The sequence below is a fragment of the Erwinia sp. CGal63 genome (assembly GCF_037026505.1).
In the GTDB taxonomy this organism is placed as follows: Bacteria; Pseudomonadota; Gammaproteobacteria; order Enterobacterales; family Enterobacteriaceae; genus Erwinia.
In genome coordinates, this window is the sequence record NZ_JAKUMN010000001.1 from 383,998 (window position 1) to 398,701 (window position 14,704).

Here is a 14,704-nt window from a genome sequence, read left to right on the forward strand (position 1 = left end):
CCTTGTCTGATTTGCGCCAGCTGTCAGGCAAGTGACGTTTTCAGAACAATTCCGCCACAGCGTAAACCCTATTCTGTTTTCATCAGGCCGCACCCGGTTATCAATCAAACCCGAGAGGAAGATATGAACGCGACTGAACTGCATGATTCTGCGATTGTCATCGATGGGCTGGTGATTGCGAAATGGGACAGAGAGCTGTTTGAAGATATGCGCCGCGGCGGACTGACCGCTGCCAACTGCACGGTATCGGTATGGGAAGGTTTCCAGAGCACGGTTAACAATATCGTGGAGATGAATAACCTTATTGCGCAAAACGCCGACCTGGTGACTAAGGTAACCAACACCCGCGATATTCGCCGTGCCAAAGATGAGGGCAAAACCGGCATTCTGATGGGCTTTCAGAACGCCCACGCGTTTGAAGATCAGCTTGGCTATATCGAGATTTTCAAGTCGCTGGGCGTGGGCGTGGTGCAGATGGCTTACAACACGCAAAACCTGGTCGGCACCGGCTGCTACGAGCGCGATGGCGGCCTCTCCGGCTACGGTCATGAAGTGGTGGCGGAGATGAACCGCGTCGGCATGCTGTGCGACTTATCTCATGTAGGGGCTCAGACCTCGAAAGAGGTCATTCTCTCCTCAAAAAAACCGGTCTGCTATTCACACTGCCTCCCGTCGGGGTTGAAAGATCACCCGCGCAATAAATCGGATGAAGAGTTGAAATTTATTGCCGATCGCGGCGGTTTTGTCGGCGTCACCATGTTCACGCCTTTCCTGAAAAAGGGCATTCACTCCACCATTGAAGATTACGTCGAAGCGATCGACTACATCTTCAACCTGGTAGGCGAAGATCAGATCGGTATCGGCACCGATTTCACCCAGGGACACGGCCAGGCCTTTTTTGAATGGTTAACCCACGACAAGGGCTACGCCCGCCAGCTAACCGACTTCGGCAAAATCATTAACCCGGAAGGCATTCGAACGCTGGGCGAGTTCCCTAACTTAACCGCTGCCTTATTACGCCACGGCTTCACCGAGAAGCAGGTACGTAAATTTATGGGTGAAAACTGGCTCAACCTGCTGGCTGAGGTCTGGAACGAGTAAGCCTGCCACTCCATCAACGTTAAGAAAGAGGTTAAATCATGGCACATGCCCCCGAAATGCCCATCAGCGTCGACGATGAAACCGGCGTCTGGACCACTGACGCCTTACCGATGTTATACGTGCCGCGCCATTTTTTTGTGAATAACCACCGGGGCATCGAAGAGGAGATTGGCGCAGAACGCTATGCGGCCATTCTCTATAAAGCAGGCTATCAATCCGCTTTTCACTGGTGTGAGAAAGAGGCTGAGCTACACGGCTTATCCGGCGAAGCGGTATTTGAACACTATATGAAACGCCTTTCTCAGCGCGGCTGGGGCTTTTTTACCACCGAATCGCTGGACTTAAAGCAGGGCACGGCGCGTATCCGGCTCGATCACTCTGCCTTCGTTTACCAGTACGGCAAAGTGAACCGTAAAGTGGATTATATGTTTACCGGCTGGTTCGCCGGCGCGATGGATCAAATTGCGCAGAGCCTGGGCTACAGCGTGAAAACCAAAGCGGTACAGACGCAGAGCGCGGCAGAAGAGGGATGCGAGTACGGCATTTTTACCGTTTCGCCAGCGTGACGTTAAAACGCAGCTTCGCGCTGCGTATAACGCCTGTCCCGTGTAGCCAGGCTGGCTATCAAAATTGAGGTAAGGTGAAGCTATGTCACAGTTTGATCTGCTGTTTGAGCCGTTAAATATCAATAAACTGACTATTCGTAACCGCATTGTCAGCACCGCCCATGCCGAGGTCTATGCCACTGACGGCGGGATGACCACCGACCGCTATGTCAAATATTATGAAGAAAAAGCCAAAGGCGGTTGCGGGCTCTGTATCTGCGGTGGCTCAAGCGTGGTGTCGATCGACAGTCCACAAAGCTGGTGGAGCTCGGTCAACCTGAGTACCGATCGCATTATTCCGCACTTCCAAAATCTGGCGGAAGCCGTCCATCAGCACGGCGGAAAAATCATGATCCAGATTAGCCATATGGGACGACGCTCGCGCTGGGATGGTGAGAACTGGCCGAGCCTGATGTCGCCATCCGGCATTCGTGAGCCGGTGCATCGCGCCACCTGTAAAACCATTGAAGAAGAGGAGATCTGGCGCGTCATTGGCGACTTTGCCAAAGCGGCGCTGCGGGCGAAAGAGGGCGGGCTTGATGGCGTAGAGCTATCCGCCGTGCACCAGCATATGATCGACCAGTTCTGGTCGCCGCGCGTGAATAAGCGTACGGATGAGTGGGGCGGCAGCTTTGAAAAACGCATGCGCTTTGGTCTCGAAGTGCTGAATGCGGTGCGCAAAGCGGTAGGGCCGGACTTTGTGGTCGGCATGCGTATTACCGGTGATGAGTTCCATCCTGACGGCCTCAACCATGAGGATATGCGCCAGATTGCCGCTTACTACGACAAAACCGGCCTGGTGGATTATTTTGGCGTGGTCGGTTCCGGCTGCGATACCCACAACACGCTTGCTAATGTCATCCCTAACATGAGTTATCCGCCGGAACCCTTTCTGCACCTGGCTGCGGGAATCAAAGAGGTGGTGTCGGTGCCGGTAATCCATGCGCAGAATATTAAAGATCCCAACCAAGCGCAGCGCATTCTGGAAGCGGGCTATGTGGACTTTGTTGGCATGACGCGCGCGCATATCGCCGATCCACACCTTATCGCCAAGATCAAAATGAACCAGGTGGATCAGATCCGCCAGTGCGTTGGGGCCAATTACTGTATTGACCGTCAATATATGGGACTGGACGTGTTGTGCATTCAGAACGCCGCCACCTCACGCGAATATAGGGGGCTGCCGCACATTATTACTAAAACCGAGGGCGCGATACGCAACGTAGTGGTCATCGGCGGCGGCCCTGGTGGACTGGAAGCGGCGCGCGTGGCGGCTGAACGCGGCCATAAGGTGACGCTGATCGAACGCGCCAGCGAGCTGGGCGGTCAGATCACTATCGCGGCGAAAGCGCCGCAGCGCGATCAGATGGCGGGCATCACCCGTTGGTTAGCGATGGAAGTTGAGCGTCTGGGCGTCACCGTGCTGACCGGCACCACGGCTGATGCGGCGATGATCCGCGATCTTACGCCCGACGTCTGCGTCCTCGCTACGGGCGGACAACCTTTTCTTGAGCAGAATCCGGAATGGGGTGCGGCGGAAGGGCTGGTGGTCTCCAGCTGGGATATTCTGACCGGCGCGGTCGAGCCGGGCAAAAACGTGCTGGTGTATGACGCCATCTGTGAATTCTCCGGGATGTCAGCGGCTGATTTTCTCGCGGCGCGCGGCGCGCTGGTCGAGCTGGTCACTGGCGATATTAAACCCGGCGTCGGCATCGGCGGCACCACTTTCCCGACCTACTACCGCAGCCTGTATGAAAAAGCGGTGGTGATGACCTCCGACCTGGCGCTGGAAAAAGTCTATCGCGAAGGCGAAAAGCTGGTGGCGGTGCTGGAAAATGAGTACACCGGCCAGAAAGAGGAGCGAGTAGTCGATCAGATCGTGGTGGAAAACGGTACGCGTCCTGACGAGGAGCTCTACTACGCGCTGAAGGCGGAGTCGCGCAATAAAGGGCAGACAGATGTCGAGGCGCTGTTTGCCATAAAGCCGCAGCCTGTTCTTTCTCAGCCTGGCAGCGGCATGATCCTGTGGCGTCTGGGCGACTGCGTATCGCAGCGTAATGTTCACGCCGCCATCTACGACGCGCTGCGTTTGTGTAAGGACCTGTAATCACGCCGTTATTAATGCACAGCGCGCGGCGTCGGCCATGCGCTGCACACAACAGAAATTGTCTGGAAAGGGCACATCATGGTATTCGATCGGTTACTCCACGGGTTACTTTTTGGCGTTGTGCTCCTTGCCATTGCAGGAATGGTCAGGCGCATCCTGCTCTGGCGTCGCGGGCAACCAGAAAAAGTTGCTTTGCTGAGTGGTTTACTGGCGATGCCTCGCCGCTATTTAGTGGATCTGCACCATGTCGTGGCGCGTGACAAATATATGTCGCGCACCCATGTAGCGACCGCTGGCGGCTTCGTACTGTCGATGGTACTGATCCTCGCGGTTAACCTGTTCGGCGTCAGCAGCAAGATAGTTGATAGCATTCTCGCTATCGCGCTGGTCGTCATGTTTATCGGCGCGCTGTTTGTGTTCAAACGGCGACGCAACCCGCCAGCCCGCCTTTCGCGCGGGCCCTGGATGCGTTTGCCGAAAAGCCTGTTGATGTTTTCGATCACGTTTTTTATCACTACGCTGCCACTCTCTGACCTGTTTGGCGAAGCAGGACGCTGGGTGTTGACGGCGCTGCTGCTGGCGGGCGCTGTCTGGGGACTGGGCGAGATGGTCTTTGGCATGGCCTGGGGCGGGCCAATGAAACACGCCTTTGCTGGCGCGCTGCATCTTGCCTTTCATCGTCGCCCGGAGCGGTTTGGCGGCGGACGGTCAACCGGGCTGAAAAGCCTCGATCTGGCCGCGCCGAAGCTGGGCGTTGAAAAGCCAGCGGATTTTAAATGGAACCAGCTGCTGGGATTCGACGCCTGCGTGCAGTGCGGCAAATGTGAAGCGATGTGCCCGGCCTTTGCCGCTGGCCAGCCGCTGAACCCGAAAAAGCTGATTCAGGATATGGTCATCGGCATGGCGGGCGGCAGCGATGCCCGTTTCGCCGGAAGCCCTTATCCGGGCGTGCCGGTCGGCGAAGCCTGCGGTCAGCCGCATCAACCTATCGTCGGCGGGTTGATTAAAGAGGAGACGTTGTGGTCCTGCACCACCTGTCGCGCCTGCGTTGAAGAGTGCCCGATGATGATCGAGCACGTGGACGCCATCGTTGATATGCGCCGTTTCATCACGCTGGAAAAAGGGCGAACGCCGGGTAAAGGCGCCGAAGTTCTGGATAACCTGAACCTCACCGATAATCCAAACGGGTTTAATCCGCGCAGCCGTATGCACTGGGCGGCCGATCAGAATCTGCCGTTGATGCGCGACGTAAAGCAGGCGGATGTGCTGTTCTGGGTCTCCGACGGCGCTTTTGATATGCGCAGCCAGCGCATTCTGCGCGCCTTTGTCAAAATTCTTAAAGCCGCCAATATCAGCTTCGCGGTGCTGGGCGACGAGGAGCTGGACAGCGGCGACGTTGCCCGGCGTCTGGGCGATGACGCGACCTTCCAGCGTCTGGCTAAAAGCAATATTGCGACGCTGCGTAAGTATCGCTTCAACCGCATTGTCACTACCGATCCTCATGCATTTCACTGCCTGAAAAATGAGTATCCCGATTTTTATCCGGTCGACGCGCAGCCCGAGTACAAAGTGCTGCACCACACCACCTTTATTAACGAACTGGTAAAAGTCCAGCTGCTGGAGCTGAAGGATTACAAAGGCGGTAAGGTGACCTGGCACGACCCCTGTTATCTCGGCCGCTATAACGGTGAATATGATGCGCCGCGCGAACTGCTGGCGGAGCTGGGGATCAAGCTTACCGAAATGGATCGTTCCGGCTTTCGCTCTCGCTGTTGCGGCGGCGGCGGCGGCGCGCCGATCGCTGACATTCCCGGCGAACGGCGTATTGCCGATATGCGTATGGAAGATGCGCAACAGACGGGAGCGGAGCTGATCGCCGTGGGCTGTCAGCAATGTACCGCCATGCTGGAGGGCGTGGTAGGGCCGCGCCCGGCAGTGAAAGATATTGCTGAACTGGTGGCCGAAGCGCTGAGCGAAACGAAAAAGCCGCTGACGGCAAAAATCCGCGATCGTCAAATCGCTGTGGAGGTTATCTGATGGAAACGATCATACGCCGCGATCCGCGAACAGAGTGGATAAGCCGCAACCGTTTACACCCGGAGCACACCGAACAGATCCTGCCTGCGCAGGAGAGTCGTGGCCCATCAGGGCTGCTGCGTAAAAATCCGCACAGGATGGGGTTTACCGGCCCGAACGGGCTGAAACGGATTGACCGGGAAAACGGCAACGCCATCCCGCAGCTTTTGGGCAGACGCCCGGCTGTTGCGCCGCCTGCTGAACTGCCGCTGCATCGCGTAGAACAGCCTGATTACTGCGTGGCGGCCGTGCTGGATATGACAGGCGGACGCCTGACCAGCCATGACCGCGATATTCTCGGTCTGGCGCATCAGCTGGTGCTTCATATGGGTGGCGCTGGCGTGGTGATGGCCATAGTTTTTGGCGAACACCGTGAAGAGCATTTCGCTACGGCAGGCGTGGATCGCCTGCTTCATCTCAGAGGCGAGCATTACGACGGCTACAGTCCGGAACAGCGTCTCCACGCGCTGATGGCGATCGAAAAAGAGATGGTACCGCGCTTCTGGCTCTTCCCGGACAGCGCCGCCGCAGGTTTTGAGCTCGGCTGTCGCTTTGCTGCCCGTACCGGCGAGCGTCCGGCCACCCAGGTCTGGCGCGTAGAGGGCGACACCTGCATCAGCCGCGCGGCTGGCGGCAGCGCTGACATTACCCGTCCTGTAGCACGCGTTATGCTGCTGGCGCAGGAGTGTGCGGAGCAGATAGATGAAACCCGGCATGAAGCGTTGCCGCTAAGCGTCGGGCCGCTGAGTCTGCAGGCGACACGTATCAATGACGGCGGCCTGATGCCGGTCGATCCCGCCGCTGTCCCGCTGGGCGAGGCGGAATTTATTCTTTCGGCGGGCAACGGCGTCGGCGACTGGGCGCAGTTCCACGCTACCGCAGAGATCCTGGGGGCGACCGAGGGCGCGAGTCGTGTGGCGGTAGACAGCGGTCATATGCCGCGCTTCCGTCAGGTTGGCGCCACCGGCACCTGGGTAACGGCGCGGGTTTATCTTGCCGTGGGAATTTCAGGCGCGATACAGCATCTTCAGGGTATTGCGCAGTGCGACCGGGTAATCGCCATCAATACCGATCCCGGCTGCGATATGGTCAGCCGCGCGTCGTTAAGCGTGATTGCCGACAGTGATGAAATCCTGGCGGAGCTGGCGCGGCTGGCGCTCGCCTGGCGCAAAGAGGAGCTGAATCATGCAGCATGAAGTACAACACGACGGCTACCGCATTACCGCGCTTGTCTCGACAGGCAGGCATCCGGAATCGGGCCGCGCCCGCCGTGCAGAGCAGGATGCCAGAGCGGTTGAAATGGGCTTAACGCTGGCGCTTAGCGATCTTGAAGTGCTGCACGCTGGCGATCCGCATGATGAAGCGTTACGTAGCTATGCGGGGATGGGGGTTCCTTCGCTGCGCGTGCTCGCTATGGCAGCGCAGGGCGATGCGGTGGCGGTGCTGGGGCACTACCTGAAGCAAAATTGTCCTGACGTAATCCTCACCGGCGGGCGGGCCGAGCGTGGCGAATCTTCCGGCATGCTGCCTTTTCTGCTGGCGGAGGCGCTTGAAATCCCGATCGTGACAGGCGTGGCAAAAATTGTCAGCCTGAATGGCGCGGATGCCGAGGTATTACAGGCACTGCCGCGGGGGCAACGTCGGCGGCTGCGCATCGCGCTGCCGTTTATCGCCAGCGTGGACATGGCTGCCGCTGCGCCACGGCAGAACGCTTTTGGGCCGGCGAACCGCGCCGACATCGTATTGCAGCCGGGCATCGCGATACTGGATGAGGCGATGTCAGCATGGGAAACGGCACCAGCGCGCAAGCGGCCTAAGCGCCTCAAAAAAGTGAAAGCCAAAACCGCCGCTGACCGCTTCAAAGCGGCAACGGCGAAATCGCAGGGGGAAGGTGGCAAAGTGCTGCAGAATAAGCCGGTAAGCGAGATGGCGCAGGCCGTGTTTGATCTGTTACTGGAGGAGGGCGTGATTCGCTAACGTTCCGCCGAACCCGCCTGGCGTTAAGCAACGCAGGCGGGCAGACCCCTTTAGCCTTTCATGTTCTTAAGTACTGTTTCACTGTACCAGTCGACAAAGTTAATCACGCCAAACTCGTAAGTTTCAGAATAGGGACCAGGCTGATATCCCATGGAGTTGATACCGCGCTGGTTCTCTTCGCCCAGGATACGATCCTGCTCGTTAGTGGCGTCCCAGACGGCTCGCAGACGATCCGGCTCGTAATCCACGCCGGAAACGGCATCTTTATGCACAAACCATTTGGTGGTGACCAGCGTCTCCTGCGCGGAGATTGGCAGCACGCGGAAAACAATAAAGTGATCGCTCTGCATATGATTCCAGGAGTTCGGCAGATGCAGAATACGCATCGATCCCTGATAGTGACTGGTGAAGCGCCCGAGTAGTTTAGCGCACCCTTCCTGACCATCAATGGTCATCACTTTGGTGCCCTCTTTCAGCGGCATGCGCACGATACGGTTACGCAGGCCGAAGCTCTGATGGCGATGCGGGATACCCTGTTTATCCCATAACGCCGCCTGTTTATTGTAATAATCGTGGAAGCTCTGCGGCGCGCGCGGATCGTTAGTGTCATCCCATTCCAACAGGCTGTTCAACAGCTCCGGATGGCTGCCCGCGCAGTGGTAGCACTCGCGGTTATTCTCCAGAACCAGTTTCCAGTTGGCTTGCTCATACATATGAGACTCTACCGCCAGCCTGGTATTATCGACATCGTAGGGCTCCATGTACTCTTCCAGCGTGGCGAGAAAACGATCGAAGTCAGATTGCGGCGGAGCCTCGGCCAGGCAGATAAAAATAAAGCCGCCTGCGGTTTTGCAGTGTGCTTTTTTCAGGCCGTGCTGCTGCTTATCGAATGAGGGGTTCATTTCTGAACCGGCGAACAGCAGATTGCCTTTCAGATCGTAAGTCCACTGATGATAAGGACAGACCAGGTTCGCCACCTTACCGCGCTGTTGCGAACAGAGGCGCGAGCCGCGATGGCGACAGGTATTATGAAAAGCATTGATACTGCCTTCGGCATCCCGCAGCACCAGCACCGAATTTTGTCCTACTTCAAAGGTAAAATAGTCGCCTTTTTTTGGGATTTCGCTGCTAATGCCTGCAAAAAGCCACTCTTTTTGAAACACCTCTTCCATATCTATGCGAAACAGAGTCGGGTCATTATACAGCGCCTGCGGCAGCGAGTAGTTTGGCTGACGTTTTTCGAGCAGATCCTGCATGTGGTCGTTCGCATCAACAAGGTTTTTACAGGTGATATTCAGCAGATCGTTGTGGTTCATCATATCGCTCTTCTCGCGCGGTTGAGGAGATAGTGTCTTGTGCTTTTGCAGGCGCATCCCGGATGCCAACAAAACCAGACCGCCGTTGCGCCGGAAGCCCGATCGCGATGGATAACGCTTGAAAACCATGCTGCACTGGTTACGCATCAGCGAATGTTCTGCCAGCGACATAAATCCCCTCTGTTAAAGACGCGCGCGCGAAGTTTTTTTCCGTCGTGGTTTTTTCAGGCATTTCCGTGTCGCGGATAACTAAATGTTGCCGCAGGGTTAAACGGAGAATCGGCATTTCCGGCTCAAAAGCCTGCTGTTATGCAAGCATCGATACGGGCGATTGATCACTCCACTTCTGATGGGAATGAAATGTATGACGGACAGAAATATCACGGTACTGAATACCACTGCTTTTGAGCCTGTCACCACGCAAACCTGGACTAATGGCCGTCATGCGGTGCGCTGCGTTAAGGTGATTCAGGAAACCTGGGACGTGAAGACTTTCTGCTTTATGGCGGAACAGCCGATCATGTTCTTTTTTAAGCCGGGCCAGTTTGTCACGCTGGAACTCACGATAGAGAATGAAACGGTATTTCGTTCTTATACGATCTCCAGCTCGCCTTCCGTGCCCTATAGCTTTTCCATTACCGTTAAGCGCGTGCCGGGAGGCAGGGTATCGAACTGGCTGCACGATAATATGAGCGAAAGAATGGAGCTCGCGGTGCATGGGCCGGTTGGTCAGTTCAACTGTATCGACTTTCCCAGCGACAAAGTGCTTTTTTTGTCCGGCGGCGTAGGCATTACGCCAATGATGTCAATGGCGCGTTGGTATTTTGACACTAACGCCGATGTCGATATGGTTTTCGTTCACAGCGCGCGCACGCCGCAGGATATTATCTTCAGGCGCGATATTGAAAATATGGTCGCGCGCATCGCAAATTTTAAACTTAGCCTTATCTGTGAACGCTATGAATCCGGGCAATTCTGGGGGGGATTTAGCGGATTTCTGAATCTTGCCATGCTGCAGATGATTGCGCCGGACTTTCTGCAAAGGGAGATCTTCTGTTGCGGCCCGACACCTTATATGCAGGCGATAAAAACGCTCCTGCAAAATGTCGATTTTGATATGTCGCGCTACCACGAAGAATCGTTCGGCTCGACGCCTGAAGTAATAAAAGAGCAGGTGGTGCAGGGCGCCGAAGAGGCCGCCGAATTAGCCGAAGCCATATCTGCCTCAGAACTGCTCAGCGTTAATTTTGCCAGTACCGGTAAAAGCGTAAAAGTTGCGCCAGGAGAAACGGTGCATGCGGCGGCGGCAAAAGCGGGACTGCATATTCCTAAAGCCTGTGGCATGGGAATATGTGGCACCTGCAAAGTAAAATGTCTTGATGGCGAAATTGAGATGAACCATAACGGCGGAATTACCGATGAAGATGTCGAAGAGGGCTATATTTTGTCCTGTTGCAGTACCCCTAAAGGCAATATTATCGTCGAGTTTTAATCAATTCTGCACTAAGTCATAACCGTCGTTTAGTCTCCGGCGCCCGACGATCCTTTCAGAAGGACGCTACGAAAAAATAACCTGTCCGGCCGCAGGCTCAAGATGTCAGGTTGGCTGTACGGTGACGCGATGAACAGCATGAGCCAGCCTGTTTATTGTGCTGTGGCAATGGGGTGATTCAGGTATCTGAAGCGGACGGAAACGCAAAGAAGAAAACAGACGGGCCTACAGTACCGCAGGTAAAGCCAGCCAACAGCAAAAAGCCCGCTTAGATAAGCGGGCTTTTCAGAATTTGGCTCCTCTGACTGGACTCGAACCAGTGACATACGGATTAACAGTCCGCCGTTCTACCGACTGAACTACAGAGGAATCGTTTGAACGGGGCGCATATTATCGATAGCGATTTGCGATGTCAAAGCCTGATTGCACTTTTTTTACTGACTGCCGAATAAAGCAGCAATCTGCCCGCTATCCTTGCCTGCAAAGCCGCTCCTCTTCGCCAGCATGCGTTTGCGTAGCGCCTCGCAAGTTATGTATGTACCGGCCTGCGGCTTGCAGTGACTTTCGTCGGAACGATCACGTTTGTTTCATTTTTACGTTGTTCAACCCTTTTTTGAAATATACATTCCATAAAAAGCCTCATACACCTGCAAGGAACCGTGATGAAAAAGGTCAGAATAGGGTTGATCGGCACCGGCTATATCGGGCGCTGCCACGCCATCGCCTACGCTCAGGCGGCTACCGTCTTTGCGTTAAAAGGCGAAATCGTGCGTGAGATGGTGGCAGAAGTAAACGCGCAGACGGCGCAGGCGCAGGCGGCCGCGCTGGGCTTCAGGCGAGCAACCGGCGACTGGCATGAGCTGGTAGCAGACCCGGACATTGACGTGGTGGACATCTGCGCGCCTAACTTCCTGCATAAGGAGATGGCGCTGGAGGCGATTCGCCACGGCAAACACGTCTATTCTGAAAAACCGCTGGCGCTGAACGTAGCGGACGCCGAAGAGATGACGCGCGCGGCGGCGCAGGCAGGCGTTAAAACGCTGGTGGGCTTTAACTATATGAAAAACCCGACCAGCCAGCTGGCGAAAGAGATTATCGCCAGCGGCGAAATCGGCGAGGTGGTGCATTTTTACGGCACGCACAACGAAGACTATCTCGCCAGCCCGCAGACGCCGCTGGACTGGCACTGTCAGAAAGCGCTGGCCGGGCTTGGCGCGCTGGGCGATCTGGGCGCGCATATCGTCAATATGGCGCACTATCTGGTGGGCGAGATCCACGAGGTTTCCGGCGATATGCAGACGGTTATCAAACAGCGTCCCGATGCGAAAGATCCTACAGTAGTGCGCGAGGTGGAAAACGAAGATCAGGCCAGCGCGCTGCTGCGTTTCGCCAGCGGCGCGCACGGCGTGATTGAAACCTCGCGCATCGCCTGCGGCAGCAAAATGGGATTGACCTATGTGGTGACCGGCACCAAAGGCACTCTCCGCTATACCCAGGAAAGAATGGCGGAGCTGGCGCTTTATCAGCACAACGACGCTGCCGGACGCCAGGGATTTAAAACCATTCTCACCGGCCCGGCGCATCCTGACTACGCCGCGTTTTGCGTCTCTGCCGGACACGGCATCGGCTTTAACGATCAGAAAACGGTGGAGATCCGCGATCTGATTAACGGCGTGGCGGCCGACGATCGCATGTGGCCGGACTTCGCCGAAGGGCTGCAGGTGTCAAAAGTGCTGGAAGCGATAGCCGTCTCCGCGCTGGAAAGGCGCTGGATTAGCGTGAAGTAAGCGGAAAGCCGCGAGCGATTGAGGGCTTTTCATCAAGCGCTTGCGGCAAAAATGTGACAAACATCACGCCTCTGCCAGGCTTAAGGAAGGTTTATCACAAGGAAAAAAGCGATGAGTATCAGAGGCATTGAACACATTGGCATCACGGTATCCGATCTGCCCGCAGCGGAAGCGTTTTTTATTAACGCGCTGGACGCCAGCGTACTATATCGCATCGTGCCGCCTGAGGAGCCTGAACAAAAGGTCGAAGGCGAAGCGATGCGGCCGCTTAACGGCTTTCCGCCAGAGATGCAGGTTACCGGCCTGGCCATGCTGCGGCTGCGCAACGGCTGCAATGTCGAGCTGTTTCAGACCAGCCCGGTAACGGCCAACGAAAAACAGGGCATCAGCCACGCTGGCGTTAACCATTTTTCCGTTTACGTGGATGATATTCAGCAGGCGGGCGAAAGAATGCGCCAGCACGGCGCGGAGATGTTTAATGGCCCCAGCGACTGCTTTGCGCAGGAAGAGGGAAAGGGAAATCAGACCTGGTTTGGCCGTACGCCTTTTGGCGTGTTGATCGAGCTGATTACGCTGCCTTCGCCGCTGCACTATGACGCCGAAGCTACGGAAAAGCGCTGGATACCGGCCAGCTAAACGCCTGGCCGCCGCCGCTAAACGTTTAGCCCTTTGCAAGCGGTCATTCAGGCGACGGCGGGCAAAAAAAATCGGGCGGAAGCCTCTGCGCCCGCCCGATCTCAGTGGATGACCTTTGTAAAAGACCGCCTGCCGTGAAGCTTAACGGAACGGCGGCTCGTTAAAGGTACGCAGCTTGCGGGAGTGCAGCTTGTCGCCTTCCGCACGCAGCAAGTCGATAGCGCAGATGCCTATCTGTAAATGCTCGGAGATGGCGCCTTCATAAAAACGGTTTGCCTGGCCGGGCAGCTTGATTTCGCCGTGGATCGGCTTATCAGAAACGCACAGCAGCGTGCCGTAAGGCACCCGGAAGCGATAGCCCTGAGCCGCAATAGTGGCGCTCTCCATATCCACCGCCACCGCGCGGCTAAGGTTAAATCGCAGCGCGGAAGCGGAGTAGCGCAGCTCCCAGTTTCGGTCATCCGTGGTGACTACCGTACCGGTACGCAGCCGCTGCTTGACCTGTTCGCCCGGCATATCGCTGACCTGTTTAGTGGCGTCAAACAGCGCGCGCTGCACTTCGGCGATGCTCGGCACCGGAATGTCCGGCGGCAGCACCGCGTCCAGCACGTGGTCGTCGCGCAGGTAGGCGTGAGCCAGCACGTAATCGCCGATAGCCTGGCTCTCGCGCAGGCCGCCGCAGTGGCCAATCATCAGCCAGGCGTGTGGACGCAGTACCGCCAGATGGTCGCAGATGGTTTTCGCATTCGACGGGCCGACGCCGATGTTAATCAGCGTAATGCCCTGGCCCTCTTTGGCGATTAAGTGCCAGGCAGGCATCTGGTGGTTTTTCCAGGCCAGGCCGGAAATCGTGGCCTGAGGATCGGGCGTTTCGGCGGTGATATAAATACTGCCCGCGCAGGATAGCGCCTCATAAGGCGAAGTCGGGTCGGCGATCTGCTCGCAGCTCCAGCGCACGAACTCGTCGACATAGCGGGTATAGTTGGTAAACAGCACCCAGGACTGGAAATGCTCGACCGGCGTACCGGTATAGTGGCGCAGCCTGGCCAGCGAAAAGTCGGTGCGCAGCGCGTCAAAATGCGACAGCGGAAATTTTTCGCCCGGCTGATAGAGCCCGTCGGCGTTCTCGTCGCCAATCTGCGCCAGTTCTGTCGTAGGGAAATGCTGGGCCAATCCGGCGCTCATGCTGCGATCCAGACCCAGGTTAGAGCCGTCGATCACATAGGGGAAAGGGATCTCCTGACGGGACGGCCTGACTTCCAGCGTCACCGGATACTCGCTGCTGAGCATAGTCAGCTGCTCGTGCAGATAATGGCGAAACAGCGCCGGACGGGTAATGGTGGTGGCGTAGCTGCCGGGACGGGTAAAGCGGCCAAAAGCGCGCGACAGCTTGTGGTCCATCGCGTCGCCCTGCCAGCTGACGCGCAGCTCGGGGTAGACAAAAAGTCCGGCGTCGCGGCTGGCCGCATCAGGCAGCGTGCCCTCGCTGACATAAGTGGTGATAGCCTGGCGTAGCGCGTCGACCGCCGCCTCATACAGGGCGTCCAGTTTGTCCAGCGCCTCGTCTACGGTGAGTCCTTGTGGGGAACGCGTCATGGGTGTCTCCT

Annotated in this window: 11 protein-coding genes and 1 tRNA gene; 9 read left to right on the forward strand and 3 right to left on the reverse strand. The window is 56.7% G+C overall.

The features are described 5' to 3' along the window. The first annotated feature begins 123 nt into the window (after positions 1-123). The 6 genes from MKZ79_RS01540 (at position 124) to etfB (ending at position 7,866) form a co-directional block, all read left to right on the forward strand. On the forward strand, positions 124-1,101 hold the full coding sequence (locus MKZ79_RS01540; RefSeq protein WP_336139555.1) for a dipeptidase: 978 nt from the start codon (positions 124-126) through the stop codon (positions 1,099-1,101). A 38-nt stretch (positions 1,102-1,139) separates the two neighbouring features. After that, a complete protein-coding gene (locus tag MKZ79_RS01545) occupies positions 1,140-1,667 on the forward strand; it encodes a DUF5943 domain-containing protein (RefSeq protein ID WP_336139557.1) in 528 nt (175 codons plus the stop codon). 82 nt (positions 1,668-1,749) lie between these two features. Continuing rightward, on the forward strand, positions 1,750-3,813 hold the full coding sequence (gene dgcA, locus MKZ79_RS01550) for a dimethylglycine demethylation protein DgcA (protein WP_336139559.1): 2,064 nt from the start codon (positions 1,750-1,752) through the stop codon (positions 3,811-3,813). 78 nt (positions 3,814-3,891) lie between these two features. Continuing rightward, a complete protein-coding gene (locus MKZ79_RS01555; RefSeq protein WP_336139562.1) occupies positions 3,892-5,850 on the forward strand; it encodes a (Fe-S)-binding protein in 1,959 nt (652 codons plus the stop codon). Then, on the forward strand, positions 5,850-7,085 hold the full coding sequence (etfA, locus tag MKZ79_RS01560) for an electron transfer flavoprotein subunit alpha (RefSeq protein WP_336139564.1): 1,236 nt from the start codon (positions 5,850-5,852) through the stop codon (positions 7,083-7,085). Before MKZ79_RS01555 ends, etfA begins: the two co-directional genes overlap by 1 nt. After that, the gene (gene etfB / locus MKZ79_RS01565; RefSeq protein WP_336139566.1) at positions 7,075-7,866 is read left to right on the forward strand and encodes an electron transfer flavoprotein subunit beta; all 792 of its coding nucleotides are present in this window, start codon (positions 7,075-7,077) and stop codon (positions 7,864-7,866) included. Before etfA ends, etfB begins: the two co-directional genes overlap by 11 nt. A 50-nt stretch (positions 7,867-7,916) precedes the next feature. Here etfB and MKZ79_RS01570 read toward each other — a convergent pair whose 3' ends face one another. Next, complete coding sequence (locus MKZ79_RS01570) at positions 7,917-9,353, reverse strand: aromatic ring-hydroxylating oxygenase subunit alpha (protein ID WP_336139568.1); 1,437 nt, start codon at positions 9,351-9,353, stop codon at positions 7,917-7,919. A 193-nt stretch (positions 9,354-9,546) separates the two neighbouring features. On the opposite strand from MKZ79_RS01570, the gene MKZ79_RS01575 reads away from it, so the two are divergent. Continuing rightward, positions 9,547-10,674 (forward strand): hybrid-cluster NAD(P)-dependent oxidoreductase, encoded by a 1,128-nt coding sequence (locus tag MKZ79_RS01575; RefSeq protein ID WP_336139570.1) that lies wholly within the window; start codon positions 9,547-9,549, stop codon positions 10,672-10,674. Between the two features lie 293 nt (positions 10,675-10,967). Here MKZ79_RS01575 and MKZ79_RS01580 read toward each other — a convergent pair. Continuing rightward, positions 10,968-11,043: transfer RNA gene (locus tag MKZ79_RS01580), tRNA-Asn, on the reverse strand. A gap of 293 nt (positions 11,044-11,336) precedes the next feature. Between MKZ79_RS01580 and MKZ79_RS01585 the strand changes: the two genes are divergently transcribed. Then, positions 11,337-12,461, forward strand: a complete 1,125-nt coding sequence (locus MKZ79_RS01585) for a Gfo/Idh/MocA family protein (protein ID WP_336139572.1) — start codon at positions 11,337-11,339, stop codon at positions 12,459-12,461. A gap of 111 nt (positions 12,462-12,572) precedes the next feature. Further along, the gene (locus tag MKZ79_RS01590; RefSeq protein WP_336139574.1) at positions 12,573-13,097 is read left to right on the forward strand and encodes a VOC family protein; all 525 of its coding nucleotides are present in this window, start codon (positions 12,573-12,575) and stop codon (positions 13,095-13,097) included. A 141-nt stretch (positions 13,098-13,238) separates the two neighbouring features. Here the strand turns inward: MKZ79_RS01590 and MKZ79_RS01595 are convergent, their stop codons facing one another. Then, positions 13,239-14,693, reverse strand: coding sequence for an AMP nucleosidase (locus MKZ79_RS01595; RefSeq protein ID WP_336139576.1), 1,455 nt, complete (start codon positions 14,691-14,693; stop codon positions 13,239-13,241). Positions 14,694-14,704: the final 11 nt, after the last annotated feature.

What these genes read in the sequence shown, in the direction of transcription:
- MKZ79_RS01540 (WP_336139555.1), top strand. Translation starts at nt 124, where the DNA reads ATGAACGCGACTGAACTGCATGATTCTGCGATTGTCATCGATGGGCTG.
- MKZ79_RS01545 (WP_336139557.1), top strand. Translation starts at nt 1,140, where the DNA reads ATGGCACATGCCCCCGAAATGCCCATCAGCGTCGACGATGAAACCGGC.
- dgcA (WP_336139559.1), top strand. Translation starts at nt 1,750, where the DNA reads ATGTCACAGTTTGATCTGCTGTTTGAGCCGTTAAATATCAATAAACTG.
- MKZ79_RS01555 (WP_336139562.1), top strand. Translation starts at nt 3,892, where the DNA reads ATGGTATTCGATCGGTTACTCCACGGGTTACTTTTTGGCGTTGTGCTC.
- etfA (WP_336139564.1), top strand. Translation starts at nt 5,850, where the DNA reads ATGGAAACGATCATACGCCGCGATCCGCGAACAGAGTGGATAAGCCGC.
- etfB (WP_336139566.1), top strand. Translation starts at nt 7,075, where the DNA reads ATGCAGCATGAAGTACAACACGACGGCTACCGCATTACCGCGCTTGTC.
- MKZ79_RS01570 (WP_336139568.1), bottom strand. Translation starts at nt 9,353, where the DNA reads ATGTCGCTGGCAGAACATTCGCTGATGCGTAACCAGTGCAGCATGGTT.
- MKZ79_RS01575 (WP_336139570.1), top strand. Translation starts at nt 9,547, where the DNA reads ATGACGGACAGAAATATCACGGTACTGAATACCACTGCTTTTGAGCCT.
- MKZ79_RS01585 (WP_336139572.1), top strand. Translation starts at nt 11,337, where the DNA reads ATGAAAAAGGTCAGAATAGGGTTGATCGGCACCGGCTATATCGGGCGC.
- MKZ79_RS01590 (WP_336139574.1), top strand. Translation starts at nt 12,573, where the DNA reads ATGAGTATCAGAGGCATTGAACACATTGGCATCACGGTATCCGATCTG.
- MKZ79_RS01595 (WP_336139576.1), bottom strand. Translation starts at nt 14,693, where the DNA reads ATGACGCGTTCCCCACAAGGACTCACCGTAGACGAGGCGCTGGACAAA.